At 49.7% G+C, this 26,091-nt stretch carries 23 protein-coding genes and 1 pseudogene; 8 read left to right on the top strand and 16 right to left on the bottom strand.

The genetic code is table 11. The features are described 5' to 3' along the window. Window positions 1–115: 115 nt before the first annotated feature. From Q0600_RS08720 to Q0600_RS08645, 16 genes are all read right to left on the bottom strand, one after another. A complete protein-coding gene (locus tag Q0600_RS08720; protein ID WP_297949536.1) occupies window positions 116–892 on the bottom strand; it encodes an ABC transporter ATP-binding protein in 777 nt (258 codons plus the stop codon). Further along, entirely contained in the window at window positions 885–1,877 is a 993-nt protein-coding gene (locus Q0600_RS08715; protein ID WP_298759287.1) for an iron ABC transporter permease, read from the bottom strand. Before Q0600_RS08715 ends, Q0600_RS08720 begins: the two co-directional genes overlap by 8 nt. Before the next feature lie 857 nt (window positions 1,878–2,734). Continuing rightward, a complete protein-coding gene (locus tag Q0600_RS08710; RefSeq protein WP_298759285.1) occupies window positions 2,735–5,452 on the bottom strand; it encodes a carbon monoxide dehydrogenase in 2,718 nt (905 codons plus the stop codon). Window positions 5,453–5,669: 217 nt separating this feature from the next. Next, window positions 5,670–6,368: a nitrous oxide reductase accessory protein NosL gene (locus Q0600_RS08705; RefSeq protein WP_298759282.1), complete on the bottom strand. Its 699-nt coding sequence runs from the start codon at window positions 6,366–6,368 to the stop codon at window positions 5,670–5,672. After that, complete coding sequence (locus Q0600_RS08700; RefSeq protein ID WP_298759279.1) at window positions 6,365–7,192, bottom strand: ABC transporter permease subunit; 828 nt, start codon at window positions 7,190–7,192, stop codon at window positions 6,365–6,367. The genes Q0600_RS08705 and Q0600_RS08700 overlap by 4 nt, the downstream gene beginning before the upstream one ends. Before the next feature lie 303 nt (window positions 7,193–7,495). After that, window positions 7,496–7,756: a hypothetical protein gene (locus Q0600_RS08695; RefSeq protein WP_298759276.1), complete on the bottom strand. Its 261-nt coding sequence runs from the start codon at window positions 7,754–7,756 to the stop codon at window positions 7,496–7,498. Between the two features lie 157 nt (window positions 7,757–7,913). Continuing rightward, window positions 7,914–8,639 (bottom strand): hypothetical protein, encoded by a 726-nt coding sequence (locus Q0600_RS08690; RefSeq protein ID WP_298759273.1) that lies wholly within the window; start codon window positions 8,637–8,639, stop codon window positions 7,914–7,916. Beyond that, window positions 8,623–9,261: an ABC transporter ATP-binding protein gene (locus Q0600_RS08685; protein ID WP_298759270.1), complete on the bottom strand. Its 639-nt coding sequence runs from the start codon at window positions 9,259–9,261 to the stop codon at window positions 8,623–8,625. The genes Q0600_RS08690 and Q0600_RS08685 overlap by 17 nt, the downstream gene beginning before the upstream one ends. 8 nt (window positions 9,262–9,269) lie before the next feature. Beyond that, window positions 9,270–10,172, bottom strand: a complete 903-nt coding sequence (locus Q0600_RS08680) for a NapH/MauN family ferredoxin-type protein (RefSeq protein WP_298759268.1) — start codon at window positions 10,170–10,172, stop codon at window positions 9,270–9,272. Between the two features lie 3 nt (window positions 10,173–10,175). Next, entirely contained in the window at window positions 10,176–10,622 is a 447-nt protein-coding gene (locus tag Q0600_RS08675; RefSeq protein WP_297883279.1) for a cytochrome C, read from the bottom strand. After that, window positions 10,619–11,236: a hypothetical protein gene (locus Q0600_RS08670; protein ID WP_298759264.1), complete on the bottom strand. Its 618-nt coding sequence runs from the start codon at window positions 11,234–11,236 to the stop codon at window positions 10,619–10,621. Before Q0600_RS08670 ends, Q0600_RS08675 begins: the two co-directional genes overlap by 4 nt. Beyond that, window positions 11,233–12,048 (bottom strand): 4Fe-4S dicluster domain-containing protein, encoded by an 816-nt coding sequence (locus tag Q0600_RS08665; RefSeq protein ID WP_298759261.1) that lies wholly within the window; start codon window positions 12,046–12,048, stop codon window positions 11,233–11,235. Before Q0600_RS08665 ends, Q0600_RS08670 begins: the two co-directional genes overlap by 4 nt. After that, window positions 12,045–13,250: a nitrous oxide reductase family maturation protein NosD gene (locus tag Q0600_RS08660; protein WP_298759258.1), complete on the bottom strand. Its 1,206-nt coding sequence runs from the start codon at window positions 13,248–13,250 to the stop codon at window positions 12,045–12,047. The genes Q0600_RS08665 and Q0600_RS08660 overlap by 4 nt, the downstream gene beginning before the upstream one ends. After that, complete coding sequence (locus tag Q0600_RS08655; protein ID WP_005870834.1) at window positions 13,247–14,023, bottom strand: hypothetical protein; 777 nt, start codon at window positions 14,021–14,023, stop codon at window positions 13,247–13,249. Before Q0600_RS08655 ends, Q0600_RS08660 begins: the two co-directional genes overlap by 4 nt. A 42-nt stretch (window positions 14,024–14,065) precedes the next feature. Further along, a complete protein-coding gene (gene nosZ / locus Q0600_RS08650) occupies window positions 14,066–16,657 on the bottom strand; it encodes a Sec-dependent nitrous-oxide reductase (RefSeq protein WP_177389184.1) in 2,592 nt (863 codons plus the stop codon). Window positions 16,658–16,669: 12 nt separating this feature from the next. Further along, window positions 16,670–17,827, bottom strand: coding sequence for a hypothetical protein (locus Q0600_RS08645; protein ID WP_298759255.1), 1,158 nt, complete (start codon window positions 17,825–17,827; stop codon window positions 16,670–16,672). 295 nt (window positions 17,828–18,122) lie between these two features. Between Q0600_RS08645 and Q0600_RS08640 the strand changes: the two genes are divergently transcribed. From Q0600_RS08640 to ttdB, 8 genes and pseudogenes are all read left to right on the top strand, one after another. Continuing rightward, the gene (locus Q0600_RS08640; RefSeq protein WP_297922015.1) at window positions 18,123–19,790 is read left to right on the top strand and encodes an anaerobic C4-dicarboxylate transporter; all 1,668 of its coding nucleotides are present in this window, start codon (window positions 18,123–18,125) and stop codon (window positions 19,788–19,790) included. Between the two features lie 207 nt (window positions 19,791–19,997). Then, on the top strand, window positions 19,998–21,248 hold the full coding sequence (gene larA, locus Q0600_RS08635; protein ID WP_298759252.1) for a nickel-dependent lactate racemase: 1,251 nt from the start codon (window positions 19,998–20,000) through the stop codon (window positions 21,246–21,248). Window positions 21,249–21,250: 2 nt separating this feature from the next. Continuing rightward, entirely contained in the window at window positions 21,251–22,486 is a 1,236-nt protein-coding gene (gene larC / locus Q0600_RS08630; RefSeq protein WP_298759250.1) for a nickel pincer cofactor biosynthesis protein LarC, read from the top strand. Then, window positions 22,458–23,240 carry an ATP-dependent sacrificial sulfur transferase LarE gene (larE, locus tag Q0600_RS08625; RefSeq protein WP_298759248.1) on the top strand — a complete coding sequence of 261 codons (783 nt, stop codon included), beginning with the start codon at window positions 22,458–22,460 and terminating at the stop codon, window positions 23,238–23,240. Before larC ends, larE begins: the two co-directional genes overlap by 29 nt. Further along, entirely contained in the window at window positions 23,227–23,973 is a 747-nt protein-coding gene (gene larB / locus Q0600_RS08620; RefSeq protein ID WP_298759291.1) for a nickel pincer cofactor biosynthesis protein LarB, read from the top strand. Before larE ends, larB begins: the two co-directional genes overlap by 14 nt. Before the next feature lie 49 nt (window positions 23,974–24,022). Further along, on the top strand, window positions 24,023–24,493 hold the full coding sequence (locus Q0600_RS08615; RefSeq protein WP_298759246.1) for a DUF2809 domain-containing protein: 471 nt from the start codon (window positions 24,023–24,025) through the stop codon (window positions 24,491–24,493). Beyond that, window positions 24,486–25,385 (top strand): annotated as a pseudogene (gene ttdA, locus Q0600_RS08610) (L(+)-tartrate dehydratase subunit alpha). The gene Q0600_RS08615 and the pseudogene ttdA overlap by 8 nt, the downstream one beginning before the upstream one ends. Further along, complete coding sequence (gene ttdB, locus Q0600_RS08605) at window positions 25,382–25,993, top strand: L(+)-tartrate dehydratase subunit beta (protein WP_298759241.1); 612 nt, start codon at window positions 25,382–25,384, stop codon at window positions 25,991–25,993. Before ttdA ends, ttdB begins: the two are co-directional and overlap by 4 nt. Window positions 25,994–26,091: the final 98 nt, after the last annotated feature.

Here is a 26,091-nt window from a genome sequence, read left to right as displayed (position 1 = left end):
TTAAACCGATAAAAATTCAAAATTTTGCGTAGCAAAATTTCTGAAACTTTAGGTGGGTCGAGGGAGCGAAGCTCCTCGTCGCAAGGACGAGCTTTGCTCGTCCGAGAAGTTAAGATCAAAACGGATACGTCAAGCAGCAGACGCGACCGACCCTTTCGTTGTAGCTGACGTCAAGCTTCAGATCGTATAGCTTGCTTAAAATTTCGCTTTTTATGATCTGCTCTGCCTTGCCGTATGCGACCTCGCCGCCGCCTTTTACGAGCGCGACGTATCCGCCTAAAAGCAGAGCGAAATCGGGATTGTGCGTGGCTAAAACGACGGTGTAGCCGTTTTTTAAAAGCTCTTTTGTGGCGCGGAGGAATTTGTATTGGTTGGCAAAGTCTAACGCCGAAGTGGGCTCGTCGAAGATCACGATTTTAGGCTCGCTGCAAAGGGCGCGCGCGATGGACGCCATCTGCCTCTGACCGCCGCTTAGGCGCGTGATGATCTTGTCTTTTAGGTGCCAAATTTCAAGCATTTTCATGTAGCGCTGCGCTAGCTTGTAGTCGTTTTCGCTCGGCTGCGAAAATATCCCGATATGCGCCGTGCGCCCCATCAGGACGTATTCGAAAACGCTGTAGTCGTACTCGCAGACCTCGCTTTGCGAGACGTAGCCGATGATCTCGGCGCGCCCTTTGGCGCTGAGGCTCGCCATATCCTTGCCGTCAATTGAAATTTTACCGCGCAGAGGCTCAAGCGTGCCGCTGATTAAATTTAAAAGCGTCGATTTGCCCGCGCCGTTTTGCCCCAAAATCGTCAGCATTGCGCCCGCTTCGAGGTTGAAATTCACGTCGCGCAGCGTCAGAGGGGCGGATTTTACGTAGCCGAAGTCTAAGCTCTCAACCCTAACCATTTAGCTTCCTTTTGTTTTTAAGCAGGATGAATATAAAAAATAGCGTGCCGATAAAGCCCGTAAGTACGCCTAGCGGGATCTCGCTTTGATTTATGCTGCGCGCTACGTCGTCTACGATGAGCACGAAGATCGCGCTTAAAAATATGCTCGCGGGGATCGCCTTGGTGTTGCTAACGCCCACGATCATGCGCGTTAGATGCGGCATCAAAAGCCCCACCCACGCGACTATGCCGCTGATACACACGCTGCTTGCAGTTAGCAGCGTCGCACAGACGATGATGATGCCCCGCTCCAGCACGACGTTTACGCCGAGCTTCGCCGCGGTCGCATCGCCCATAGATAGGACGTTTATGCGGTAGCTCATCAGCACCAAGATAGCGATACAAACCCCCATCACCGGCGCTATCATCGCTAGCACGGAGGGGTCGACCTTCGCGAGGCTTCCTAGCTGCCAATACACGATGTCTGCAAGCTTCGTCTCGGGATCGGCCATAAATTTTAAAAATCCGATTAGCGCGCCCATCAGACCGCTTACGATGATGCCGGCAAGCACGAGCATTATGGTGGCGCTCGAACGAAGCGCGCGCGTGATTAGAAGCGTAATGCAAACCGCCGTAAGCCCGAAAACGAAGGCGAAAAGCTGGATCAAAAGGATATTTAGATCAAGCAGGATCGCGATCGCCGCGCCCACGCAAGCTCCGGCGCTGACGCCTAAGAGATCGGGCGAGACGAGCTGGTTTTTAAAGACGCCCTGATACGCCGTGCCGCTGATGCCTAAAGCCGCGCCCACGAGCACTGCGGCGATGATACGCGGCAGGCGCACCTGCATAACGACGTTGTGGACGTTTTGCGCTACCTCGCCGCCGCTAAGCGCTTTTAACACCTCGGTGATGCTTAGGCCGAAGCGCCCTATACAAAGCGATATCGCGATCGTCGTGATCGTCGCCAGTATCAGCAGCACGAGCATAAATTTAAAATTTTTCATACCTTCCCTTGCTTTAAATTTTATCTTTCGCCTTAAATTTAATCTTTGAAATCGCCTAGCCGAAATCCGCTTAAAATTTCGCTTTCTAGCTCGTAGGCGAAAGGCTTGCGGCAAAATTCCTTCGTGATAGCTCCAAGATCAATACTTCAGAAAAGATCCGGATGAAAATTTTAGCCGCCTGCAAGATTTATAGTGTCGTCTCCATGCCCGTGCGGTCCCGTCCGAAAATGTTTGCGGCGCAGCATAGACGCACTTTTGCCGCACCGCCTCAAGCTGCCAAACGCAGGACTTGACAGCAGCGCCTCCGCCTCGTGCGACGTCTTCTGCCGATGATGACGCAGTGGCTGCAGCGGCTTTGATTTATGCATCTAAATCCTTAAACAGATGTGGCATTTTAGCACATATCATATTAAATTTTTATGATTTCGGCTTTCATATACGAGCGAAATTTAATGGCGTGCAGCTCCGTGCAATAAGGCTTTTAGCAAAATTTAACTTGCGGATTTCATATGAGCGCCTACGAAATTTACGGCAAGATGGAATTTTAAAATTTCATCCTTTCGCGAAAGATGCGCTTAAGCCCGATGGCGGAATTTGCCCGGCTAAATTTCGCCTATTTAGCAGCAGACGTAGCGCGCGGCGAAATTTTATGCAGGATTTGAAGATTTGATTTAGAATTCCACGAACGGATGCGGCGCGAAAATTTTCTCTTTATTTGACCCGGGTTTTGCTAGCCACTTAGTCGTAGAATTTTACTTGCCGTTTGGACGCGGGATTTTATTTGCCCGCGAGAGGTTAAATTTTATCATGAAATTTCGCATCGCTTAAAATGCGATGCGAAATGAATCCGTCCGTTGCTACTGCCAGCCTAGAGCTTTACGCTTTAGACGCATATCGCTTACCATTTTTAGCGCGAGCGCGACCGGATCGGTATCTACGTGCATCACAGAGCCAAGCGCCCGCCTGGTGCCCTCTTTGAAAAAGTGTATGACGTTTGCGGAGCCGTGGATTTGATACTCGACGCAGTGATACGAGTCGATACCCATTAGGCGGAATCCGAGCGAGGCATCGACGCCCTTTTCGTTCGCCCACTCGGGAGAAGTGAAGGCAAGCGGCAGCTCGTAGAGATTTTTGTCTAGCACCCCTGCGATACCTGCGAAAATTCCGCTGGAGCGAGTATTATCGATACACTCACCCACGTGCCAAACCGGCGGAAGCTCGTCTTTTTCTAAAAACGCCCGCAGCGACGCGCCTGCTTTTTTATACGCGCTTTTCTGGCAAAAGCCCAGCTTCATTAGCGGGAACGACGCGCAGCCGTTGGTTAGGATTAGGACGTTATTTTCGATTAGGGTTTGTGCGACATCTATGATAGCGCGCTCATAAGGCACTTTAGGATTGGTGCAGCCGACCATATTTACGATGCCTAAAATTTCACCGCTTTTTAGCGCGTGCGCTAACGGCTCCATGCCGCCGTAGTGCTTATGGACGAATTCTACCGAAAAGCCCACTTCGGCCTCGACTTCATACGGCGGGATATATACCGGCAGTCCCTTGCGCTTTTCGTGAGATTGCAATGCGCGATCTAGAATTTTACGCGCTAAATTCCTAGTCTCGGCGATATTACTATGGTGATGATCGTAGCCTATATGCTCGGCTCCGGGAAGCCTAGCTGATGAGCTTGTGGTAACGACCTTGGTCTGGAAGCAGTTAGCCACGTCCATGATCGCAGGATAGACATCTTGGACGTCGGCGACCCACAGATCAAGCGCGCCCGTACCTATGACGAGTTCGGCAGTTACGGCGTTTGAGAGCGGCACAATGCCCCAGTTGCGATACATCGCCGATAGTCCGGAACAGCACACGCCGTAAAATGCGATCCCCTGCGCGCCTATTGCGCGAGCCTTGTCTTGGTACTCTTTAGAATTTCCAATCTCTACTATTAGGCTTACTAATGTCGGCAGATGTCCGTGCACGGCGATATTGACCCAGCCTTTTTTAAGCGCGCCCATATTGCTTTTGGAAGTTACGCGATCTCCTACGCCAAATAGCGCATCCGTAGCGATATTTGCAGCTACTACGCCAGTGAATGTAAAAGCAAGCCCGCAGCGCAAAAGATGCTGCATCACGCTGCGCCAGTCTCCATCCGTGCCTACACCCGTTCGGTGATACGCCTCAAAGACTTCGTTATATGCACTAATCGGCAAGATATCTAGCTTCCGCCATACCTCTTGACGCTCCTTGGGTGCGAGCGCAGCGATGGTTTTATACTCGCCGCTACTTTGCGAAAGATCTGTCAAAAGCGTATCGGCAAGCTCGATCGCTACCTCTTTTAACTCTCTGCCTTCAGTTGGAATTCCAAAAGCTTTGGCGGTATTGATGATTTTGTATTCGCCTATGATTGGCAGATCTAGCTTGCCCTGCGCCGCCCATTTTAGCGACAGCAGAAGCTCTCTGGCATGTGCGCCATGTTGAGCTACGCCTGCAGCTACTTGGCGCAGTAGGTTGCGCGACACGATGAGATCGGCGTCAGCACCGCAAGTGCCGCGATCGGCCTTTTTAGTAATTTTGCAAGGTCCCATATTACAGATCTTACAGCATACCCCGCTAAGTCCATAGCTACACATAGGCATCTGTTTATCGAAGCGATCAAACGCTGTATCTACGCCGATCTGCTCCATCCTAAGCATCATTTCACGCACGGCGGGATCAGGAGTTTTCTCAAGTACTTCTTGCTTTGTAGGGAAGGTCTTTTTGTATTCAAGCACCGCCTTCATATAATCCGCCGTAAATTCCGCCTCGTGAAAATGCTCGAAAAGATTGCCCTGCGCGTCTTTATGTGTGTGCGGACTAGCCTCTGCGGGCACTAAAACTTTTGGGATGCCGTGTTCGTCAAATCCGATAATCGCGCGATGAGAGTGGGGTTTGTGATCATGGCAATGTTTGTCGTGCTCGTGCGAGCTGATGACGGAATCCTCGTTGCGCTCATGCGAAGATGCAGAATTTGCGCCGTATTCGTGCAAATAAGCTACTAGGTTTTCTTCTTGATCGTGTGGGTGAGTCGCAAGATCTTCGTCGTGTAGATGCGAGTGGATTACGGAGCTATCGCTATGCTCGTGCGAGCAAGAGAAGTGGTCTTTGCAGCTTGGGCTCTTCGCGGGATTTGAGATGGAATTTGTCAAAGAATCAGCCATGGAATTTATTGTAGAGTTTATTGCGGATTTTTTAGCGTTGCCTGCGCTTTGAGTGCTTGAGTGCGCCGCAGGGTTCGTGCCTGAAGCAGAGCGTGCGCTATCATCGTAGCCAGACGCGGAATTTCTGGCTTCGCAGTCGCACTCGTCGCAGGAATTCTCACCTGCGGCGCGATTTTTAGAAATTTTGTCGCGAGCATGTGAGGCAGAAGTCGTAGAATTTGCTGCGGAATTTTGAGCGATATTTGTGCTTTTATCAAAAACGGATGCGGCTGAGCTTTTGGCTGCGTCTGCGACGGAATTTTCTCCCGTATTCGCAGCGGAATTTTCATCCGTCGCAGCTTTCTTGCGTGAGCCTTTTTGTTTTGCTATTTTGTCGTTTGCCATGACGTCTCCTTAAAATTTATTTTAAAAATAAGCGAGAATGCAGCCCTCAATAAATATACTTAAAAACTACATTATTTAATTCTTATAGATAAAATTTAACGTGATTGTATTTTTTAATTGCTTTAAATTCCCTTAATAGCGCACTAAAATAAAAGATAAATTTTTATGAATAAAATATACTAAAATAGCTGGATTTAAATTTTGCCAAGCGGCTCGATCATCTTAGATAATCGATTAGCTTGGCGGAGATTTCGTGAAACTGCAAAATTTTATGCCCCTTTTTCTCGCGCATGAAATTTTGTGCGTCCTGAAGTCTGGCAAACGTGATGAGATCGTCGCCTCTGGCGCTTTGCAGCACGCTGCCGAATACATAAAACGCGTCCTGCGCCCGCAAAATTTCGCCGCTTGCGTAATCGGTAACGTAAAGCTCCGCGCCGCCGAAATTCGCACCCGTAGAATTTGCCTCGCGGGAATTTGCGTTAGCGGGATTTGCCTCAGCTAAATTGCCGCTAGCTGGATTTTTGCTCGTAGAATTTGCTCCCAAAGGATTTACATTCTCAGAATTCATCTCTGTGGAAGCTCCGCTAAAATTTGCGCCCGAGCTCCCACTTTCAAAAAAATATGCAAACATCGCCTTGGGCGAAGCAAACGCGAGCGCGCTGCCATCTTTAAGCCTCGCGTAGGCGCGAAATTCGGGATGCGCGCTAGTATCGATGCCGTATTTGGCGCAGGTGAGATTTACGTCTTTTAGCCACGCGGGCTCGCGCACGCTTTTAGAATTCTGCGCCGAGCCGGAGCCCGTACTATCAGGCATGCCTAAATTCTGCGCCGAGCCAGAGCTTTGCGCCACGGAATTTTGCATCTCCGCTGCGCCGCAAAGTGCTATAAATGCCGCCAAAATGAGTAGAAATTTCACGCCAAATCCTTCGATCTAAAGATAAAATAGCCCAAAATCAGGCTCGCCGCGCCCAGCGCGATCGGATAGAGTAGCGAAAAGGCGATAAAAAGCCCGCGCCCGAAGTGATCTAGGATAAAATACGCCGTCGTGCCTATGACCGCAAGATCGGGATCAAATAGGCTGATAGCGGCGATGCGGAAGTCCTCCATCGGGTTTGCTAGGGCAATTGCGAAAATGAGATTTTCGTTCACGCCCGTTTTTACGAGCAGTCCGATCAGCACGAGATCCAAAAATGCAAGGCAGAAAAGCCAGACGAAAAATGCGAGCCCAAGCCCCATCTCTTGGCTTTTTGAGACGGCGCAGATCAAAAATGCGATCCCTAAAAACGCCGCGCACAAGCTAAAAAGCAACCCCGTATAAAGCAGGCAGATCGCCCACGGAATGCCCGTGCCCTTGATCGCGCCCCAAACGATCGCGAGCAGCAGCGACAAAAATATCGGCACGAAGACTCCAAATAGCCTTCCTAGCGCCTTGCCGTAGTAATACTGCGCCTGCGAGATCGGGAAGCTTAGCAGGTATTCGAGGATATTTAGGTCGCGATCGGCTAGGATCGCCTTGCTGGTGGTGACGAGCACGAATACGGGCAGGATGATGATGCATATCTGAATAAACAGCAGCAGCAGTCGCGAAAGCCCGCTAAAACCGAGCACGCGCGAGTCGGTCACCCCCGTGATGAAAAACGCCGCCACGAGCCCGCTAAAGATCAGCAGATAGAGCAAAAACCAGCGCGAACGGAAAGATTCTTTAATATCCAAAGCGGCGATGGTGAGTAAATTTTTCATTCATATTCCTTTATTGCGCCTAGGCGCGCTTTAAATTTAGATTGCTCGCGCGGCTTAAACGTGCTTTTAGGCTCGCTCCGTTTTATGGCGCGAATATAGCCTTAAATTTCGCTCGCCGAGCATTTAAAGCGGATCGCGCATAAATTTTAAATTTATGGCTTGCTTGCGGCGCTTGCAAACAGCGCGTCGTTTGCCACCCGCTATCCGTAATCCGCCGCGCTTTTAAATTTAGCCGTTTGGCGGATCGCTTAAATTTCAGCTCCGTAAAATTTCAAACCCGGGCGTATCCCGCGGCATAGAATTTTAAAATTCTAAAAATCTAGCAGCGGCGAGATTCTGCGCCGGATAAATTTTAAATTTACGGCGAAATTTTAAACTGGTACCGCTCGCATAAAATTTCATTCGGCAGAGCGAAATTTTGCGCCGTGCGTTAAATTTAGCCGCGTCGCGAGATAAAATTTCGCGGCCGTTTTTTAAGCCTGGTTTTGCCTCGCGCTCGCCCGCGACTGCGAACCGCGCATAAATTTTAAATTTACAGCTCCGGCTCGCAGTGTGCTTAAACATCGCGTCGTTCAGCGTTGCCTATTATCCGTCATTCACGACGCTACAAAGTAAAATTTTATCTCATCGATGGCGGCACGGGCGGTACGCTGAAATTTCACGCTTTAAATTTAGCGCAAAACATAGGGCTGCTCAAAATTTCGCTTTAGCCAAAACGTCCTTAATGCGTGTGCCCTGAATGCATATCGTGCGCAGTGCCGTTACTTTCGTGCATCTGCCCCATATCGTGCGGCGCACCTTGAGAGTGCGCCGTGCTGCCCACATCGCCGCCCATGCCATGATCTGAGCCGTGAGTATGCCCCATACCGCTCATATCGTGTTGCGGCTCGCTTGTGCCGTGCTCTGCGGAGTGAGGGTCTTGCATTCCACTCATTCCGCCCATGTCGCCGTGCCCGTGCATGCTTCCCATATCGCCGTGCGCATCGCGACCCATATCGCCCATCCCCATGCCGTGCGAGCCGCCGCCTGCTTTAAGCGCCGCGACTACCTGATCGAAGCTGAAGTCTTGCTTGCCCTCTTGCTTGTTTTTAAACGCGCCCCAGCCAAACGACATAGGGGTTTTAAAACCGCGATAAAAGTGCGCCGTGCGTGCGTCGATAAACTCGCCGTTGCCGCTAGCGTCGTTGATGTAAATTTTGGCATCCTTTAGCCAGTTTAGTTTATCGTTTGTCACCATAAAATCCACTAAGCAGCCAATGTCGTCAAAGTAGTGGTTTTTGCCGTCCACGCGCACATCGACGCTGAAGCGGTTGTCGCTGATCGCCATCTGGCAGTGCTCGCATACGTCTCTGTCGTAGTGGACGTTGCCGTAGTCTTTCTCGTCGCCGCAGCCTAAAAACGTAAGCGCCGCAAGTGCGCAAAGTAAAAATTTAAACATTTTTGTCATCTACGATCCTCCCTAGATCCATACAAATCATTCTTTTTACCAGCCCTTCAACCTCGTCGAGCCTATGCGAGATAAAGATCAAGCTTCTGTCTTTTGCATACTTACGCAAAAGCGTCTTAAAATGCTCGCGCGCGCTCGGATCGAGATTGGCTGTCGGCTCGTCGAAAATCATCGCCTTGCTGGCTCTGCCGAAGGCTAGTGCGATTAAGAATTTCTGCTTCATACCGCCAGATAGCTTATGGAAAGGCTTGTTTAAATTTGAACCCAGATCAAGCTCCATTTCGTCGCAAAATTTTACGATGTCTGCTCTGCTTGCGTCGGCCGTGCGCTCGGCGAAGTAGATGAGTTCATTTAGGCTCAGCTTAAGCGGCGGCGGGGTTTGCGGCACGAAGCTGATACCGCGTAGCGCGCGGCTACGCTGTTTAAATGAATCAAATCCGTCGATAGCGACGCTGCCGCTTGTGGGTATGTATTCGCCCAAAATCGTCCGCATTAGCGAGCTTTTGCCCGCGCCATTTTGCCCGACGAAAAGCACTTGCTCGCCGTCCGCGATATTTAGATCGATATCTTTTAAAACGAATTGATCTGCAAATTTCTTGCTTACGTTTTTAATCTCTATCATAGACTTCCTTAGATCATATCTTTTAGCTTATTGCCGATACCGAGTGCGTCTTGGTGACACACGTCGATACAGCGTCCGCACAGCGTGCAGTCGATCCCTTTTAGCATAAATTTGCTCTTATCGCCTAGGTTTTCGGATGCCTTTTTTTTGGTGATGTCTAGCACGTGTGAAACGAAGCAGACGTCTTGGCAAACGCCGCAGTGATCGCACCTACTCTTATCCCAAGTAATCTTGCTTAGGCTTGCTTTCGCCGCAAGCGAATAGGTACTGCCTAGCGGGCATAGGTGCGTGCACCACACCCGTCTGCTAAAAAATACTTCGAGCAAAAACACAAAAACGATCCAAAGCCCCGCCAGCGAAAAGCCGTAGATGATGAAGCGCGATAAAATTCCAACTACGTTAAAAATTTCAAAAACGAGCAGATCCGTAATCGCGCTTAGCGCTAAAAACACCGCCCAGATCGCATATCGCATACCGCGAGGCAGGGTGCGCTCCTTGATGACGTGCTTGGCAATTAGCGTATTATGCAGCTTCTCGCCGATCTCGCTAAGCGCTCCGTAAGGACAGATCCACGAGCAAAACGCCTTGCCGCCCGCGATGAAGTAAAACAGCAAAATGGTGCCCGAGCCGATAAGCAGATTTATCGGCAGATCCTTGTGCGCGGCGATCACCTCAAGGGTGGCAAAGGGATCTGCTAGGTGAAAGCCAAGTATCCGCGAGCCGCTGATGTCGCCTTCTAAAATTTGAATATCGGCGCGAAAGGAAAGCACGAAAAGCAGATGCACCAAAAATACCGTGGCGTAGCGCAGCGCCCGAATGCTGGGGCGCAGTTTGCCGCTTCTGTTTTTAAGCGCGAAGGTCGAGAAAAAGCTCGTATTTTTGATCGTGCATCGCGAATTATATTTATCCAAGACTTACTCTTTAAATTTTGAAATTTCATCCGCGAGCTTATCTAGGCTCTCGTCGCTTACGTTGGTCAAAAGTCCGCTCATTAGGCTGTTTTTGATCTTACCCGCTTTATAATCTTTAAGGCTTGCTAAAATTTGATCTTTGCTCTTGCCTCCGATTGGCGGAGCGATCTTGCCGCGTCCGTCATCGCCGTGGCACGGCGCGCAGCTTACCAGATAGGAGCTGCTAACCTTGAAATCGCGCTCTTTGACGCTCTGCTGCAAAATTTTAATATTTTTCACGTCCTTATCGTCGATGAGATCGACGCTTTTGCTCTGCGGCGCGGGCTTTGCTTGCACCTGCGGCTTGACTTCTTGCTGCGGCGCGCTAGAATCGTCCGAACTAGCCATAAAGATCATCAGCGCGATCAGTGCTACACCCAAAATCAAAGCTAAAATTTTGCCCGGTTTCATTTCTGCTCCTTAAATTGTTTGTTGAACTCGTAAATTTCTTTCGCCATCGTCTCTATCTGCTGCTCGCTCATGCCGTTTACGAGCTGCACCATAAGAGGATTGGGCTTTTCTTTAAATTTATACTTTTTAATCATATCCACGATCTGCGCGTCGGTTTTATCCAGAAGCGACGGACCGATGATGCCGTTGGCGTAGTCGTCGTGGCACGCTGAACAGCGCAGGATAAAATCATGCCCAAGACGCTTTTTCATCAGATCAAAATTTAGCTTTTTGTATTGGTTTTTGATGCTTGAATACGCCACGATATTTTTGGTCGTTTCATTCACGTCGCCGTTTAGATTAAAATTTACCTTTCGCTCGCCGTAAAAATCGTAGCTTACGAACTTATCGTCCTTCTTGGGCGCTTCGCCGCTTTTAACGCTGATGCGAGGCTTAGTAGCAGAGCTTTGTTCTGCGCTCTGCGATGCGGAATTTACACTCGCGGAATTCTGATCCGCAGAATTTTGCCCTGCGGAGCTCGTCGCAGCGGAGTTTGAATCGCCGTCATCTCCGCAGCCACACAGCAAAAGCGCCGCAGCTAGCGAGCATAGGTGGAATTTAATAGAGTTTTTCATTGTTTTCCTTCATAGATTGATTTGTAATCCGCCCGCGGGAGTATCTCGATGATACGCGCCGGACAGAGCTCGGCGCACGCACCGCAGCCGACGCAAGCGCTACGGATCTGCGGGGCGAAATGTTCATTCGCCTTTATCATCGCAATAGCTTCAAGCGGCTGCGGGTAAGGGCACAGCGACGCGCATAGATCGCAGGGCTTGCCCTCTTTTGCCGCCAGCGCTGAGTTTAACTCGCGCTCCTGCTCGGTCTTGGCGGGCTTTGGGCGCAGATCGCCAGATTTTAAAGTCTGCCCGCGATACGCCAAACAGGCGTTTAAATTTTCAATCACGGCGATACCCATTTTAACCTTTTTAGGCTCGTTCGTCTCGTGGCTAAGCGCTCCGCTTGGACAGGCGAGCACGCAAGGAAGCGCGCCGCAAAGATAGCAGCCCCGCTCTTTGGCATCGATAACGGGAGTGCCGATGTCAAAAAGATGAGTAATATCGAGCAGATAGATGCTGTGATAGGGGCAGACCTGCACGCATTGACCGCACTTGATACAGCTACTGCGAAAGCCTCGTTCCGCTAGCGCTCCGGGCGGGCGCAGATATAAAGAGGCGGAACTCCCACTAGAATTTTCCGCAGAATTTTGTTTTATGGAATTCGGCACGGAATTTTGCCCTGCAGAATTTACGGAATTTTGCTCGTTTAAATTTTGCGCTTCGCCGCCCGCGGAATTGGCAGAATTTTCATCCGCAAACAAGCTCGCTGCCCCGAGCGTCCCAAGCGCTCCGCCGAGTAGTTTTATCGCTTCGCGTCTATTCTTTATCATTGCTTCATCCTAGGTTTTGGATCTTTTAGCAGTAGCTCAGGCTCTGAAAACGGAGCGAGCTTGGAAATGAAATTTAAAAGCGCGATCCCGCTGGAGCCGTAAAAAAACCGCACATTAGGTTTATACGCCCAAAGTCTGTCGGCATAAGCATATGAGCTGTAGCTAACGTCGCCGTAACCGTCGCCGTCGCGGTCAAATCCGTCGTAATCGTCGAAGTAGTTGCCACTCCATTCGTTTTGCAAGAGCTTGGATTGGGGCGTATCGTTTAGCACGATCTCCATATTGCCTTTAAATTTATTGTTTTTAAATACGCTTTTTAGCTGCGTGGCGTGGAATTGCACGCCGATGCTGTTGTATTCGATATCATTGTTTTCAAAAACGTTAAGTGAGCCCGGCTGATAGGGGGATTGATCCAGATAAAATCCGCGGGCGTTGTAGATGACTTTATTATCCGTAACCCTGAAATTTGAGCTATCCTTCATACCGATGCCTACGCCATAAGCGCCGTCTGCGTTGCGCACGACGTTGCGCCTGGCGATATTATCGCTTGAAAACATAAAAAATAATCCCACGCTATTGCCGTCGTAGTAGTTATCCTCCACGACGTTATGTCCGGAGTTCATAAAGTGCAGCGAATAGCGGCAGCTGTGGCCTTTATTGCCTGCGACGAGATTGCCGTTTGAGAAGTAAAAAACGGTGTCGCGGACGTTGTGGACGTCGTTATTTAAAATTTTATTGGCATTGGAATACCAAAGCTTGATGCCGTCGCCTTTAAAACTCGTGCGGTAGGTATTGCTTGAAATTTCGTTGCCCTCGATCGTTACGTCGTTTGCCTTGCTTAGCACGACGCCGTAGAGCACGTCTTTGATGAGATTATTTTTTATGATTACGCTGTTTACGTCGCTTACGTTGATCCCCGCATCCTCGCTAAGATGCTCGAAGCCTCCGTTTTGAATTGTTAAATTCTTGATTGTAACATGCGGAGAGCGGACGCGGATCACCGTGCCGTTGCGATCTCCTACGATCACGGCGGAGCGGTCTAGTCCGTCGATAGTAAGGGGTTTATCGATTAAAATATTGCCGTGGTACTCGCCCGCGGCTAGTTCGATAATATCGCCCGCTTTTGCGCTATCGATCGCGTCTTGAAGCTCGCCCGCGCCTAAGCTTAGCGCGAGCGAGAATGCTAGAAGCAAAAGCCTCATCTATGCTCTCGTAGGAATTTTTTCTTAGATAGTAGAGCTAACGCCGATAGCAGCGATAAGGCTAGCATCAGCCAAAAGCCAAGAGCCGGATATGAATGGGTAGTAAAATGCGCTACGCTGCCGTCGCCAAATGCTGTAGGCATAAAAGGCTTTATTTTAAACGCGCCCCAGTCTTGCAGGTTGTGCCCGAACCAATACAGCCAACCCACGTAGCAGCCGATGAAGATAAGCGGCGCAATGATCGGCAGGATCATAAGCAGAGTCTGCCCCTTGCCATCATAGTACAAAAACGCAAGCATACCGATCGTAGCGATTATGAGATAATACGGCGATAGCGAGTGCTCGAGCGTGCCGCCGCGCCAGACGGGATACATGCCGATATAGTGATTTAGGGTATTCATCTCGCCGACATCGCCGCTAAAGCCGTCAACGTGGACGTAAAGTGGAATTCCATCGGGGAAAGCCTCTTTTGGATAGTTCGGCGCTTCGAGTGAAATTTTCCACACTGGTATGCTAGGGACCCCCACTTCAAATTTATGCTCCAGCATCGCGCCTAGATCGTTTTTAACATCACTAGGAATTAGGTGATTTTTATACGATGCTTTTGTATAAAAATTCCATATCGGTGCGGAGTATGCGGGCAGCTGCGAGACGCTGCTAACCTGCCCCGATACGATTTTGCCTTGGACTTTGAAAAATCCAAGCGTAGGGATGGTAAAAGCGACCGTCATAATAAGCAGCGCTAAAATCGCGTAAATTTTATATTTTGGCATTTTATCTCCTTTAAATTCTCCCCCTTGCGGGGGAGAGTGGGGCTAGTTAAGGCCCGCGTTCTCATCGACCCATTTTAGGTATTCGATGATGTCTTTGATCTCTTCATCTTTCATATGCTGATTTGGCATGCGAAGGTTGAAGTAATTTATCATTGCCTTAACGTAGTCGTCTTCGTAGAATTTAGCAGGGTCTTTGATGAAATCGGCTACCCACTTCTCGCCGTTTTCGTGGCGAAGTAGGACGCCCGTTAGATCAGGACCGGAGCTTACTTGACCGATGACGTGGCAGCCGTTGCAGCCTCCGCGTAGGTAAGCCTTCTCGCCGTTAGATGCAGCCTCGCTCATAGGAGTGGAGAGCTCGCGGATTAGGTTATTTTTAGCGCGAAGTCCGACATCCGCGGTTTTTACTAAATACTGCCAAACTTGACCTTCCCAAAGTATCGCGCCGTTCATATCGCCGGCTTTTACCGCGGCGTCTGCCTTGGCTTTGGTTTCAGGAATTTTGCCGTATTGATCCAGCGCGTCATCGACTAAAGCCTTGACCTTAGGATACTTCTCGTAGTTTTTCTCTTTTAAGAATTTAACGACTGATTGAATAACGTCGTCGGTGGCTTTATTCGTAGCTACTACCTTGTCGTATTCGGCTTTTAGAGCTTCTGGGCTAAGAGCTTTTAGCATAGACGCTTTAGCTGAAGTGTATTTTTTATTCGGATCTTTTACATATAGATATCCAAACATCTCAAGGTGCAACGCAGAGCAGAATTCTGTGCAGTAGAAAGGAAATACGCCCTCTTTATCCGCGATGAAATTTACGCTCGCAGTCTTACCCGGCTCAAGCGACATATGCAGATCGTAATCATCAACCGTAAAGCCGTGAGTTTCGTCCTCGGCACGCTCTAAATTTGTCATATAGATCGTTACGTTATCGTCCTTATTAACCTCGATGTGCTCAGGATTAATATGGCTGCGGATCGCCGTAGCATAGACTTTTACGTTTTTACCGTCGCGCTCGATTCGCTCTTGACCCGCTAATGTCATAGCAGGGTGCTGCTTACCGGTGCGAGAGTTTGTTCCCATAGTATAGGTAGGTTTCGTATGAAGCTTGCTAGCTGCGATAGAAACTACGTCATGCGGCTCGCCAAGACCGATAGGAAGATCGTAAAGCATCTCCATTTTAGGCCCTGTAATGTCGATGAGCTGGTGATTTTGCGGATGAAGCGGTCCGATAGGATTAAATCTATCAATCGAAAGCTTATCCAGCGCGATTACGTATTTACCGACAGGCTTTGAGGATTTGCCCTCCATAGAATCAAGGTGACCGATATTGTAGTGGACGTTGATCCTATCTAAAACCTTTAGCGTCTTGTAGTTCCATTTTACGATCTGGCTATCAACGTAAAGCGATGTATAGATTACGCCATCTTGCGAATCGAAGGTGTTATGCAAAGGTCCAAGACCAAGCTCTGCTTGTCCGTGAAGCGTCTTTTGCATATCTAGGATCGGAATTCCGTATGGATCCTTGCCTGCGTATTCTTTTTTATCAATTAGCTCTTTGATCTTTTTAAAATCGTAAACGCTAGCGTGAGTATCTAGTTTACCGCCGATGATGATATAGCGACCATCAGGGCTAACATCGACGCCGTGAGGGGATTTGGCTTCAGGGATCAAAAATAGCGCTCCCGCTTTTACGGCGGCGTCTATCGTAACGATTCTGTGTCCGTTTACGACCTTATAGTTTTTGCTGTCTTGAGCAAGCTTTTCTAGAATTTGCCAGTTGTAAACGTGCAGGTAGTCGGTATCGTTGCGGCTCATACCGGCTTCCATCGGAGGCAGACCCTTTTCGATGCCGCCCGTGTACATTTCGGAGTTAAAGCTATTGGTAAACGCCCAGCCGAAGCTCTCTCCCTTACCTGCGTCACTTAGATCTTGCATATATGGAGGAAGCTCTAGAGAAAAGGATTTATTTACGTCGATTTTGCCTTTATCGTAGTCAAATTTCCATAGCGTTACCGCACCGCGATAAACCGCCTGATACTCCTCAATCGGGTGCCAGTCGTTATCAAAAGGAGCTGCATATTGGCTGGTTTCGATGACGTATTCGGTATTAGGCGTTACGAAAGAGCCGCCGTGATCGCTTTTGATTACCGGATTTACGACTATTTGAGTAGTTTCGAAATCGGATAAATTTATAACCGCGATTCTTGGGTTCGCCTTATCGTTGATAAAGAGATAATCGCCCACATACTCGCCGTTTTTCTCGCTGAAATTTGGATGGTGAGTGTCGCCCCAGTTGATCTCTTTGCCGTTAATGGAGCCCGATCTTAAGACCGCCTTGCTCTCCTCGTCAAAGCCGTATCCCTGCCAAGGCTCTGGGGTAAATACGCCGATATATTTGTAGATCCTCATCGACGGCACGCCGTAAACGAGCACCTGTCCGCTTTGACCACCGGAGGAGAAGACCATATAATCGTCCTTCCGACCGGTCGGCTGATAGGTCTTAGCCGCCGCCAAAACGTCTTTTTCGCTTAAATTTCGTTCTTTCATCACGCGCTCTAAGTCGCTATCTGCGGCACACAGGGCGCTTGCGGCGAACAAAACCGAGCCCAAAAGCACGGGTTTGAAACTTTTTAACATACTAATCCTTTCTTAGAATTTTAAAATTTTGCCTGATTTGCTGACTACGAGGATCGCTTCCCCGTCTGCGTACATCGCTAAAAATTCGCTTTTTAAATCCACAACCTCCTTTAATCCTGCTTTTTGATTTTCGTAAATTTTATCTTTAGTAGCGATAAACTGCGTGCCGCGGGCGCATACGATGGATTTGATCCAAGAGCCCACGCTTTTGCGCTCGCCGCTTTTTAAATTTATAAAATTCCCCTCTATATCGCCCGCAAACAGCGTCCCGTCGCAGTCTGCAAGCGCAGTGGCTATAGAGCCGCTTAAATTTTTATCGCCAACTTCGGCTGAAATTTCGCTTTGAGTTTTAAGCTCCTCGTCTTGAAATTTTGCGCCTTTGAATTCTAAGCTTTGAAATTCCGCGCTCTTTGCGCCGCCAGCTTTCGTTTCGTTTGGCTCGGAGACTTGCACGATTCTCGTGCTATTAAATTCCGCATCCTTAAATTTCACGCTATTAAGCTCTCCCTGCGCAGCGCGATTAGGCGCTGCATTGATACCACTAAATTTAGTCGCGACAATATCTGCGCTAAAACAGGCTACGCCATTCCAGCTTGCGACGCAAAGTCCGTTAGCGCCCAGGCTAACGGCATTGATCCTGCCGTAATGAAACGAAATTCCGCGCAGCCCATCTGGGGCGGAATTTCTATTTAAAAATTGCCCGTTTGCGGTGGAATTCTCACCTGGGGCGTAACCGCCGTCCGCGCTGTTATCAGGGTCCTCGTCTAATCTTATTAGTTGATTCTTATCCACTACCGCGTAAATCGCGTCTTTTGCGGCATAGATCGCATCTATTTGGGCTGTGCCGCTACGCCCCGTCTTAAGCGTGCGTAAAAACTTTAATCTATCGTTTAGCACCGCGATTTCGGCTCCGTCCCAAGCTAGATAAATTTTGCCGTTTTTGAAATTTAGAGCCGTAATTTCATTATCGCTGTATTTTTGCGCGAACTCCACATCCCATTTAGCAGTATCAAACATCCTAAGCTCGCCGCCACTGCCGCATAAAAGCAGTCGGTGCGAGCTTGCGTCGAATGCGCCCAAACGCAGCGTGGCATTTAGATCAAAGCTACCAGCTGTTGCCATCTGTGATAAACAAATCAAAAAGGCAATACAAAATTTTATAAAATTCATCTTAATCCGCTCTTTGCGAAATGATACTACTCCAAGGCTTAAAAATCGGTTTAAAGCCTGAGCTATAATGAAATTCTAAGTTTTCTTAAAAATTGCGAAATTCTATGATATAAAAACAGCTCTAAGTAAAATTTTATTTTTCACATTTCGCTATAAATTCTGCTTTAAAATTATAATTTCAGTAAATTTTTATTTTGATAGATTTTTACAATTCGTAACGCTCCTTTAATTTTGTTTAAATAAAAAGTTAGTATAATCGCCAAAGTTTGTTTTAAATTTTACTGAAGGAGAAACTATGGAGTTTCTGACAAGTTTGTCTGAAAGCACTCAATTCTTTTTGCAGCTCATTATAGTCTTGGGCTGTTTGTTTTATGGTGCTAAAAAAGGCGGTATGGCGCTGGGAATTCTAGGCGGTATAGGCTTAGTGATCTTAGTGTTTGGATTTAGATTAGAGCCGGGTAAGCCGGCAGTGGACGTTATTTTAACTATCCTCGCAGTTGTCGTAGCAAGTGCAACGCTACAAGCTACGGGAGGGCTTGATGTAATGCTTCAAATAGCGGAGAAATTGCTTCGTAAGCATCCAAAGATGGTTTGTATCATCGCTCCAACTGTTGCGTGGACGCTTACAATCTTATGCGGAACGGGACACACCGTCTATACGCTGCTTCCGATCATCTATGACGTAGCTATTAAAAATGGGATTCGCCCTGAGCGCCCGATGGCCGCTTCTACGATCTCCTCGCAACTTGCTATCATCGCTAGCCCCGTTTCGGTTGCCGGCGTTTCGATGGTCGCGATCTTACTAGGTCAAGGCGTGCATATCGAGGGCTTTAGTACGTATTTGGATCTACTAAAACTCACTATCCCTTCTACTTTCATCGGTATGCTTGCAATCGGAACGTGGTCGATTTTTAGAGGTAAAGATCTAGATAAAGATCCGGAATTTCAAGAAAAGATCAAAGATCCGGAGCAGAAAAAATATATCTACGGCGAAAGTACGACCTTGTTAGGTCAAAAGCTTCCTAGGATTAAGTGGGTTTGCATGTGGATATTCTTAGCCACTATTGCGCTAGTTGCGGTTTTAGGTTACGAAAAAAGCTTGCGCCCTGCGTGGACTAAAAATGTTCCGGGAAAATCCGTAGAGATCATCGTCGATAAAAAAACGGTCAAAAATATCACGATCAAAGATGGTCAGGTCATCTCCATGGTGGACGGCGGTAAGGTCGTTTCAAACGTCAAAGAGTCTAAAGCCAAAGATGCGACTAAATTTAATAGCGTCGAAATTTACGACAAAGATAAAAAGCTAGCTCAAAGCATCGTCTCTCAAGACGGAAACGTCGTCATCACGACAGGCGATAAGAGCGAGAGCATCGCAAACGCAAGCATTGTCGTAAAAGATACGATGAAAAAGACCACAAATTTAAATATGGTCTTAACCATTCAAATTTTCATGCTTCTTGCAGCATCCATTATGATGATTGTCTCGGGTATCAAAGCGGGCAATATCGCTAAAAATGAAATTTTTCATAGCGGTATGATCGCGCTCGTAGCCATTTATGGAATTTCATGGATGGCAGAGACTATGTTTACCGCTCATATCGAAATGCTTAAAGCGTCGCTAGGTAAGGTCGTTATGGCGTATCCGTGGACATATGTCATCGTTTCGCTTTTGATTAGTAAATTCCTTAACTCTCAAGCAGCAGCGGTTGCTACTTTCGTACCGCTAGCGGTTAGCATCGGTATCGATCCGGGTCTTATTATTGCGTTTGCACCTGCTTGCTACGGATACTATATCCTACCTACCTATCCGAGTGATCTTGCGGCGATCCAGTTCGACCGCTCCGGCACTACGCACATCGGCAGATTCGTCATCAACCACAGCTTCATTTTCCCTGGGCTAATAGGTGTTCTTACTTCATGCGCGATGGGCTTTATCTTCGCTCATATTTACGGCTATTTATAATAGTTGCGCTCGCGGGCATATGGCTCGCGAGCTTTAAATTTCAAATCTCAGCGGCTTTTTAAAATTTTATAAAATTTTGAAATTTTAAATGCTCTAAATTTTTAAATTCTAAAGCTTTCTAAATTCCGTTCATAACCCGCGCGAGGCTAAATCGTTTTAAATAAAATTTACGTTATAATCCCGCCAAATTCCACACAGGAGGCAGATATGCAAATCCCTATCGCATACGGCAAAGATGATCATCTAAATCTAGAGATAAACGAGAAAAATTTGCTCGGCGTTTTCGATCCAAACCCCGTGGCTAAATTTGACGAAACGGCGCTCATCGCAAAGGCTCTGGCAAATCCGATAAATCAAAAAAGCTTTGACGAGTTTATCGCGGGCGAGCAAAAGATCGTCATCATCGTAAACGACGGCACGCGCCCGACGCCGACGGCAAAAATTTTAAAGCAAATTTACCCGAAAATCCGCGAGAAAAATAAAATTTTCATCATCGCCACCGGCTGCCACAGGCAGTGCTCGCTCGATGAGTACGAGATGATCTTCGGCAAAGAAATTTACGCCGAGCTTAACTCCAAAGGCGAAGTTCACGATCACGACTCCAAACACGATGAGATGGTGTTTTTAGGCGAGTCCAAAAACGGCACGCAGATGTATCTAAACAAAATCGTAGCAGAAGCCAAAAAGGTAATCGTCATAGGCTCGGTCGAGCCGCACTATTTTGCAGGCTACACCGGCGGCAGAAAGGCATTTTTGCCTGGCACGGCGTCGTATGAGAGCATCACGCAAAACCATAAACTAGCTCTTAGCTCCGACGCACAAGCTCTGCGCCTAGAGGGCAACCCCGTGCACGAGGATATGATCGATGCGATGAAAGTTCTTGCGCATATCGACGTTTTTTCGATTCAGACGGTGCTTGACAGCGAGCACGGCGTGTATTACGCAAGCGCGGGCGACTTAAACGACAGCTTTTACGACTGCGTGAAAAAGGCAGACGAGGTCTTTTGCGTAGACATCCCACGCAAGGCCGACATCGTGATCTCGGTCGCGCCCTATCCGATGGACGTCGATCTCTATCAGGCGCAAAAAGCCCTAGATAACGGCAAACTAGCACTCGCACAGGACGGAATTTTAATAATGGTCGCAAAGTGCCGCACGGGTATCGGACCAAAGCCGTTTTTTGATCTGATGGCCTCCGCCGACACGCCTAAAAAGGTACTCGAAAAGATCAGCGCGGGCTTTAAGCTCGGCTATCACAAGGCCGCTAAAATGGCGGAAATCTCGCTCTGGGCGCAGACCTGGGCAGTGAGCGATCTCAGCGACGATGAGATGTGCGCCGTGCATCTAAAGCCATACCACGACATCCAAAAAGCCGTGGACGACGCGCTCGCGCAAAAGGGCGCGGACGCAAAAATCATCATCCTGCCGTTTGGCTCGATGACGGTGCCTAAGGCCTAGGCTTGGCTAAAATTTTATATTACGACGCGAGCGCTGGTATCAGCGGCGATATGAATTTAGGCGCGCTGGTGGGGCTCGGCGTGGATTTTGGCTATCTTTGCGCCGAGCTTGAGAAGTTAAATTTGCACGGCGAATTTAAGCTCGTGCGCAAAAGCGTGCTAAAAAACGGCATCGCCGCGACCAAAATCGACGTCGTGCCGCTAAAATCACAGCCCTATGCCAGAAGCTACGCGGATATCAAGCAAATTCTAGAAAGTTCAAATTTAAGCCAGAGCTGCAAACAAAGAGCGGGCGCGATATTTCGCACAGTTGCCGAGGCCGAAGCCAAAGTCCACGGTACGGACGTAGAGCGGGTGCATTTCCACGAGCTCGGCGCGATAGATAGTATCGCGGATATCGCAAGCGCGGCGATCTGCCTCGAGTATCTTTTTGAAAAACTCGGCGTTTCGCGCGTGCTAAGCTCCAAAATCGAGCTTGGCGGCGGCGTAGCGATCTGCGATCACGGCGAGCTTAGCGTGCCGGCACCCGCCGTTTGCGAAATTTTAAAAGGCGTGCCCGTAAGCCTCGGGCGCGCAAATTTCGAGATGACTACGCCCACGGGCGCGGCGATTTTAAAGGCCAGCGCGGACGAGTTTACGGACGGCGCGAGCTTTAGGATCGAAAAGATCGGCTACGGCGCGGGCGAGCGTGACGCCGCGGGCTTTGCAAACATGCTTCGCGCGATGATCTGCGAAGCGGGCGAGGATTTAGACGAGCCAAATTTAGCCGCGCGCTCAGGCTACGGCGAGGTTTGCAAGCAAATTTTAATCTCCACCAACATCGACGATATGGACGCCGAGAGCTTCGCGCTTGCGTGCGAAATTTTGCGCGAAAACGGCGCGCTAGACGTATTTAGCCGCTCTATTTTTATGAAAAAGGGGCGCGCGGGCTTTGAGCTAAACGCGCTGTGCCGCAAGCAGGACGCGCAAAATTTAAAGGATCTAATTTTTACGCACACGACGGCGATCGGCGTCCGCGAGATAGAGGTCGCTAAAACCGAGCTAAAGCGCGAGTTTGTGCGGGTGCAGACGAAATTCGGCGAGATAGGGCTTAAAATTTCCGGCACCTGCCAAACGCAAAAAGTAAAGCCCGAATTTGAGGAATGCAAGGCCGCGGCGCTCGCGCATGGCACGACGATCGAGCGGGTGCGAAAAGAGGCGCTGAAAATCTATGACGAAACTAGAAAAACTAAAGGCTGACCTGCGCGGGCTTGGCGAACTCGCGGTCGCATTTAGCGGCGGCGCGGACAGCTCGCTGCTACTGCGCGCTGCGCACGACGCGCTGGGTGAGCGTGCGATCGGCATAACGATACGATCACCCTACATGTCCTCGCGCGAGATTGCCGAAGCCGTAGAATTTGCCCGCATCTACGGCATCGGGCACGAAATTTTAGAGCTAGGCGTCGCAGAGGGAATCAAAAACAACCCCGAAAATCGCTGCTATCTGTGCAAAAAGGCGGTGTTTTCGCGCCTGATAGAGCGCGCCAGCGAGCTTGGATTTAGCCGCGTCGCAGACGGCACGAACCGCGATGATCTGGGCGAACACCGCCCTGGACTCAAAGCAAAAGAGGAGCTGGGCGTGCTCTCGCCGCTGATAAATTTAACCAAATCAGAAATCCGCGAGCTATCGCGCGAGCTGGGCTTACCCACAGCCGAAAAGCCCGGCTACGCGTGCTTGCTAACGCGCCTGCCTCACGGGCGCGAGATCGACCCGCACGAGCTAAATTTGATCGAAGCGGCGGAAAATCTACTCATCGCAAGCGGTTACGCAAACGTCCGCGCGCGGTGCGACCGCAAAAATATAAAGCTGCAAATGCCCTTTTCTAGCATGCGAGATTTCCTAAACGACGCGAAATTTAAAAGCGTCGTTAGACAGCTCTTGACGCTTGGTGCTGCGGACGTGACGCTCGATCTAAAGGGGCTTAGGGAGGATGTTTTGCATGAGAGAGGATGAAATTTTAGAGCTTTTCGCGGGGATAAAAAGCGGCCGCGTGAGCGAGCAAGAGGCGCTAAAATACCTGAAAAACTACCCTTACGAGGACGTGGGCTGCGCCAAGATCGACACTCAGCGCGCATTGCGAAACGGCGCGGGAGAGGTGATCTACGGCGAGGGCAAGACGGATGATGAAATTTTACGTATCGCTGGTGCGATCGGCGCGAGAGGGCAAAATATCCTGATCACGCGCACTAATGAGCGGGTTTTTGAGCGGTTGCGTGAAATCTTGCCGCAGGCGGAGTTTAACGCTCGCGGCCGCATCATCGGCGTCAAATTTAAAGAGCCCGAGCTCACGCAAAGCTACATCGCGATAGTATCTGCCGGCACCGCCGACGGCGCGGTAGTGGAGGAGGCGTACGAAACGGCGAGATTTCTAGGTAACGACGTGCGCAAATTTAGCGATGCGGGCGTGGCGGGGCTGCATAGGCTGATCGCAAATTTAGAGCAGATACGCGGCGCAAAGGTCGTGATCGCGGTAGCAGGCATGGAGGGCGCGCTAGCTAGCGTGCTTGCAGGCCTTGTTGGCGTGCCGGTGATCGCGGTGCCCACCAGCGTGGGATACGGAGCGAGCTTTGGCGGGTTGGCGGCGCTGCTAGCGATGCTAAACAGCTGCGCAAACGGCGTGAGCGTCGTAAATATCGACAACGGCTTTGGCGCCGCGTATAATGCGAGCCTGATAAATCATCTCTAAATTTACGCCGCGCGAGGCAAATTTAACGGCTAAATTTAAAAGGAAAGCGTTGCGAGAGGAAAATTTAAACGAGCAAAAGGCTAGGCCGAAGGGCGCGAAAAAGCTCGCGCAAAAGGCGCAAACAAGACAAAGGACGCGAACGAGGCTAACGTTTTTGGCCGCTGCGGTCCTTATTTTAGCGGTAGAAATTTACATCGCGATCTGCGTAAAGGGCGGTTTCGTGCGCCACTACGCGGGCGACGTTTTGGCCATTATCTTGCTTTATGCGCTCGCTAGGGCTATTTTTAGCACGCCGCCCTCAAATTTGCCGCTTAAAATTTTTGCATTCGTGGCGGCCTTGGAGCTCGCGCAGTATTTGGGAGCCGTGCAAATTTTAGGCATAGAAAATAAAATTTTAAAAGTAATGATCGGCGGAACATTTGATTTCGCCGATCTACTCTGCTACGCTGCGGGCTGCGTCCTGGCGAGCGCGTATGAAAAATTTGAAAGTAAAAACCGGCAAAGGAGAAGCGATGGATAAACAAAAAGCCGTGCAAAAGATGACCGAGGTCATGGCGAAATTCGTCAGCTACACGGGCAAGGTGCTGCCTGACGACGTGACGGCGAAGCTGCTGGAGCTCGCCGAGCGCGAAACGCAGCCGCTGGCGAGAGAAATCTACAAAACGATGTTTGAAAACCAGCGCCTTGCAAAGAAACTAGACCGTCCGTCCTGCCAGGATACGGGCGTGATCCAGTTTTTCGTACGCTGCGGCGCAAACTTTCCGCTCATCGGCGAGCTTGAGGAGCTGCTGCGAGAGGCCGTGCTGCGAGCGACGCGCGAGGCTCCGCTACGCCACAACAGCGTCGAGACCTTCGACGAGTACAACTCCGGCAAAAACGTCGGCAAGGGCACGCCGAGCGTCTTTTGGGAGATCGTGCCGCAAAGCAGCGAGTGCGAGATACACACCTACATGGCGGGCGGCGGCTGTAGCCTGCCCGGCAAGGCGACCGTGCTGATGCCGGGCATGGGCTACGAGGGAGTCGTGAAATTCGTCATGGACATAATGACGAGCTACGGCATAAACGCCTGTCCGCCGCTGCTAGTGGGCGTAGGCGTGGGCACCTCGATCGACGTGGCGTCGCTACTATCTAAAAAGGCGCTGATGAGGCCTCTTGGCTCGGCAAACTCGAACGAGCGCGCCGCACTAACCGAAAAGCTGCTCGAAGAGGGCATAAATAAAATCGGCCTGGGCCCGCAAGGAATGAGCGGGGCAAGCTCGGTGATGGGCGTGCATATCTAAAACTGCGCCCGCCACCCCAGCGTCATCGCCGTTGCAGTAAACGTGGGCTGCTGGTCGCACCGCAAAGGCCATATCGTCTGGGACGAGCAGCTAAGCTTTGCCGTAAAATCACACAAGGAGTTCGCGCTATGAGTAAGAAAATTTTAACCACGCCGATCAGCGCAGAGGATCTAGCAGACATCAAGATCGGCGACGTCATATACCTCAGCGGACACATCGTCACCTGCCGCGACGTGCCGCACAGACGCGTCGTGCAGGAGGGCCGCGAGCTGCCGCTAGATATAGCAGGCGGTGCGATCCTGCACGCGGGGCCGATCATCAGAAAAACGGGCGAAAAAAGCTTTGAGATGGTCTCTGTGGGGCCGACGACTAGCATGCGAATGGAGAAATTTGAGCGCGAGTTTATCTCCAAAACTGGCGTGCGCCTGATAGTCGGCAAAGGCGGCATGGGCGAGGGCACGATGAGCGGCTGTAAGGAGTTTGGCGCTATTCACTGCGTATTTCCCGCGGGCTGCGCGGTGGTCGCCGCAACGCAGGTCGAGGAGATCGAGAGCGCTGACTGGACGGAGCTTGGGATGCCTGAGACGCTGTGGAAGTGTCGCGTGAAGGAGTTTGGCCCGCTCATCGTCTCCATAGACGCGCACGGAAATAATCTTTTCGAGCAAAATAAGGTCAAATTTAACGAGAAAAAGAACGCGGCGCTGGCTGAAATTTTACCGCAGATCGGGTTTATAAAGTAGTTAAAATTTGGTGGCTCCCGCTTTAAATTCTACGCCTTAAATTTTTACGCCTTGTCGCTAAATTTTAAAATTTTAACGATCTAGCGATGGTTAAAATT

It is taken from the genome of uncultured Campylobacter sp. (assembly GCF_938041645.1).
Taxonomy (GTDB): Bacteria; Campylobacterota; Campylobacteria; order Campylobacterales; family Campylobacteraceae; genus Campylobacter_B.
The sequence above is the reverse complement of the archived record's forward strand: the minus strand, read 5'-3'. Positions and strand labels throughout refer to the sequence as shown.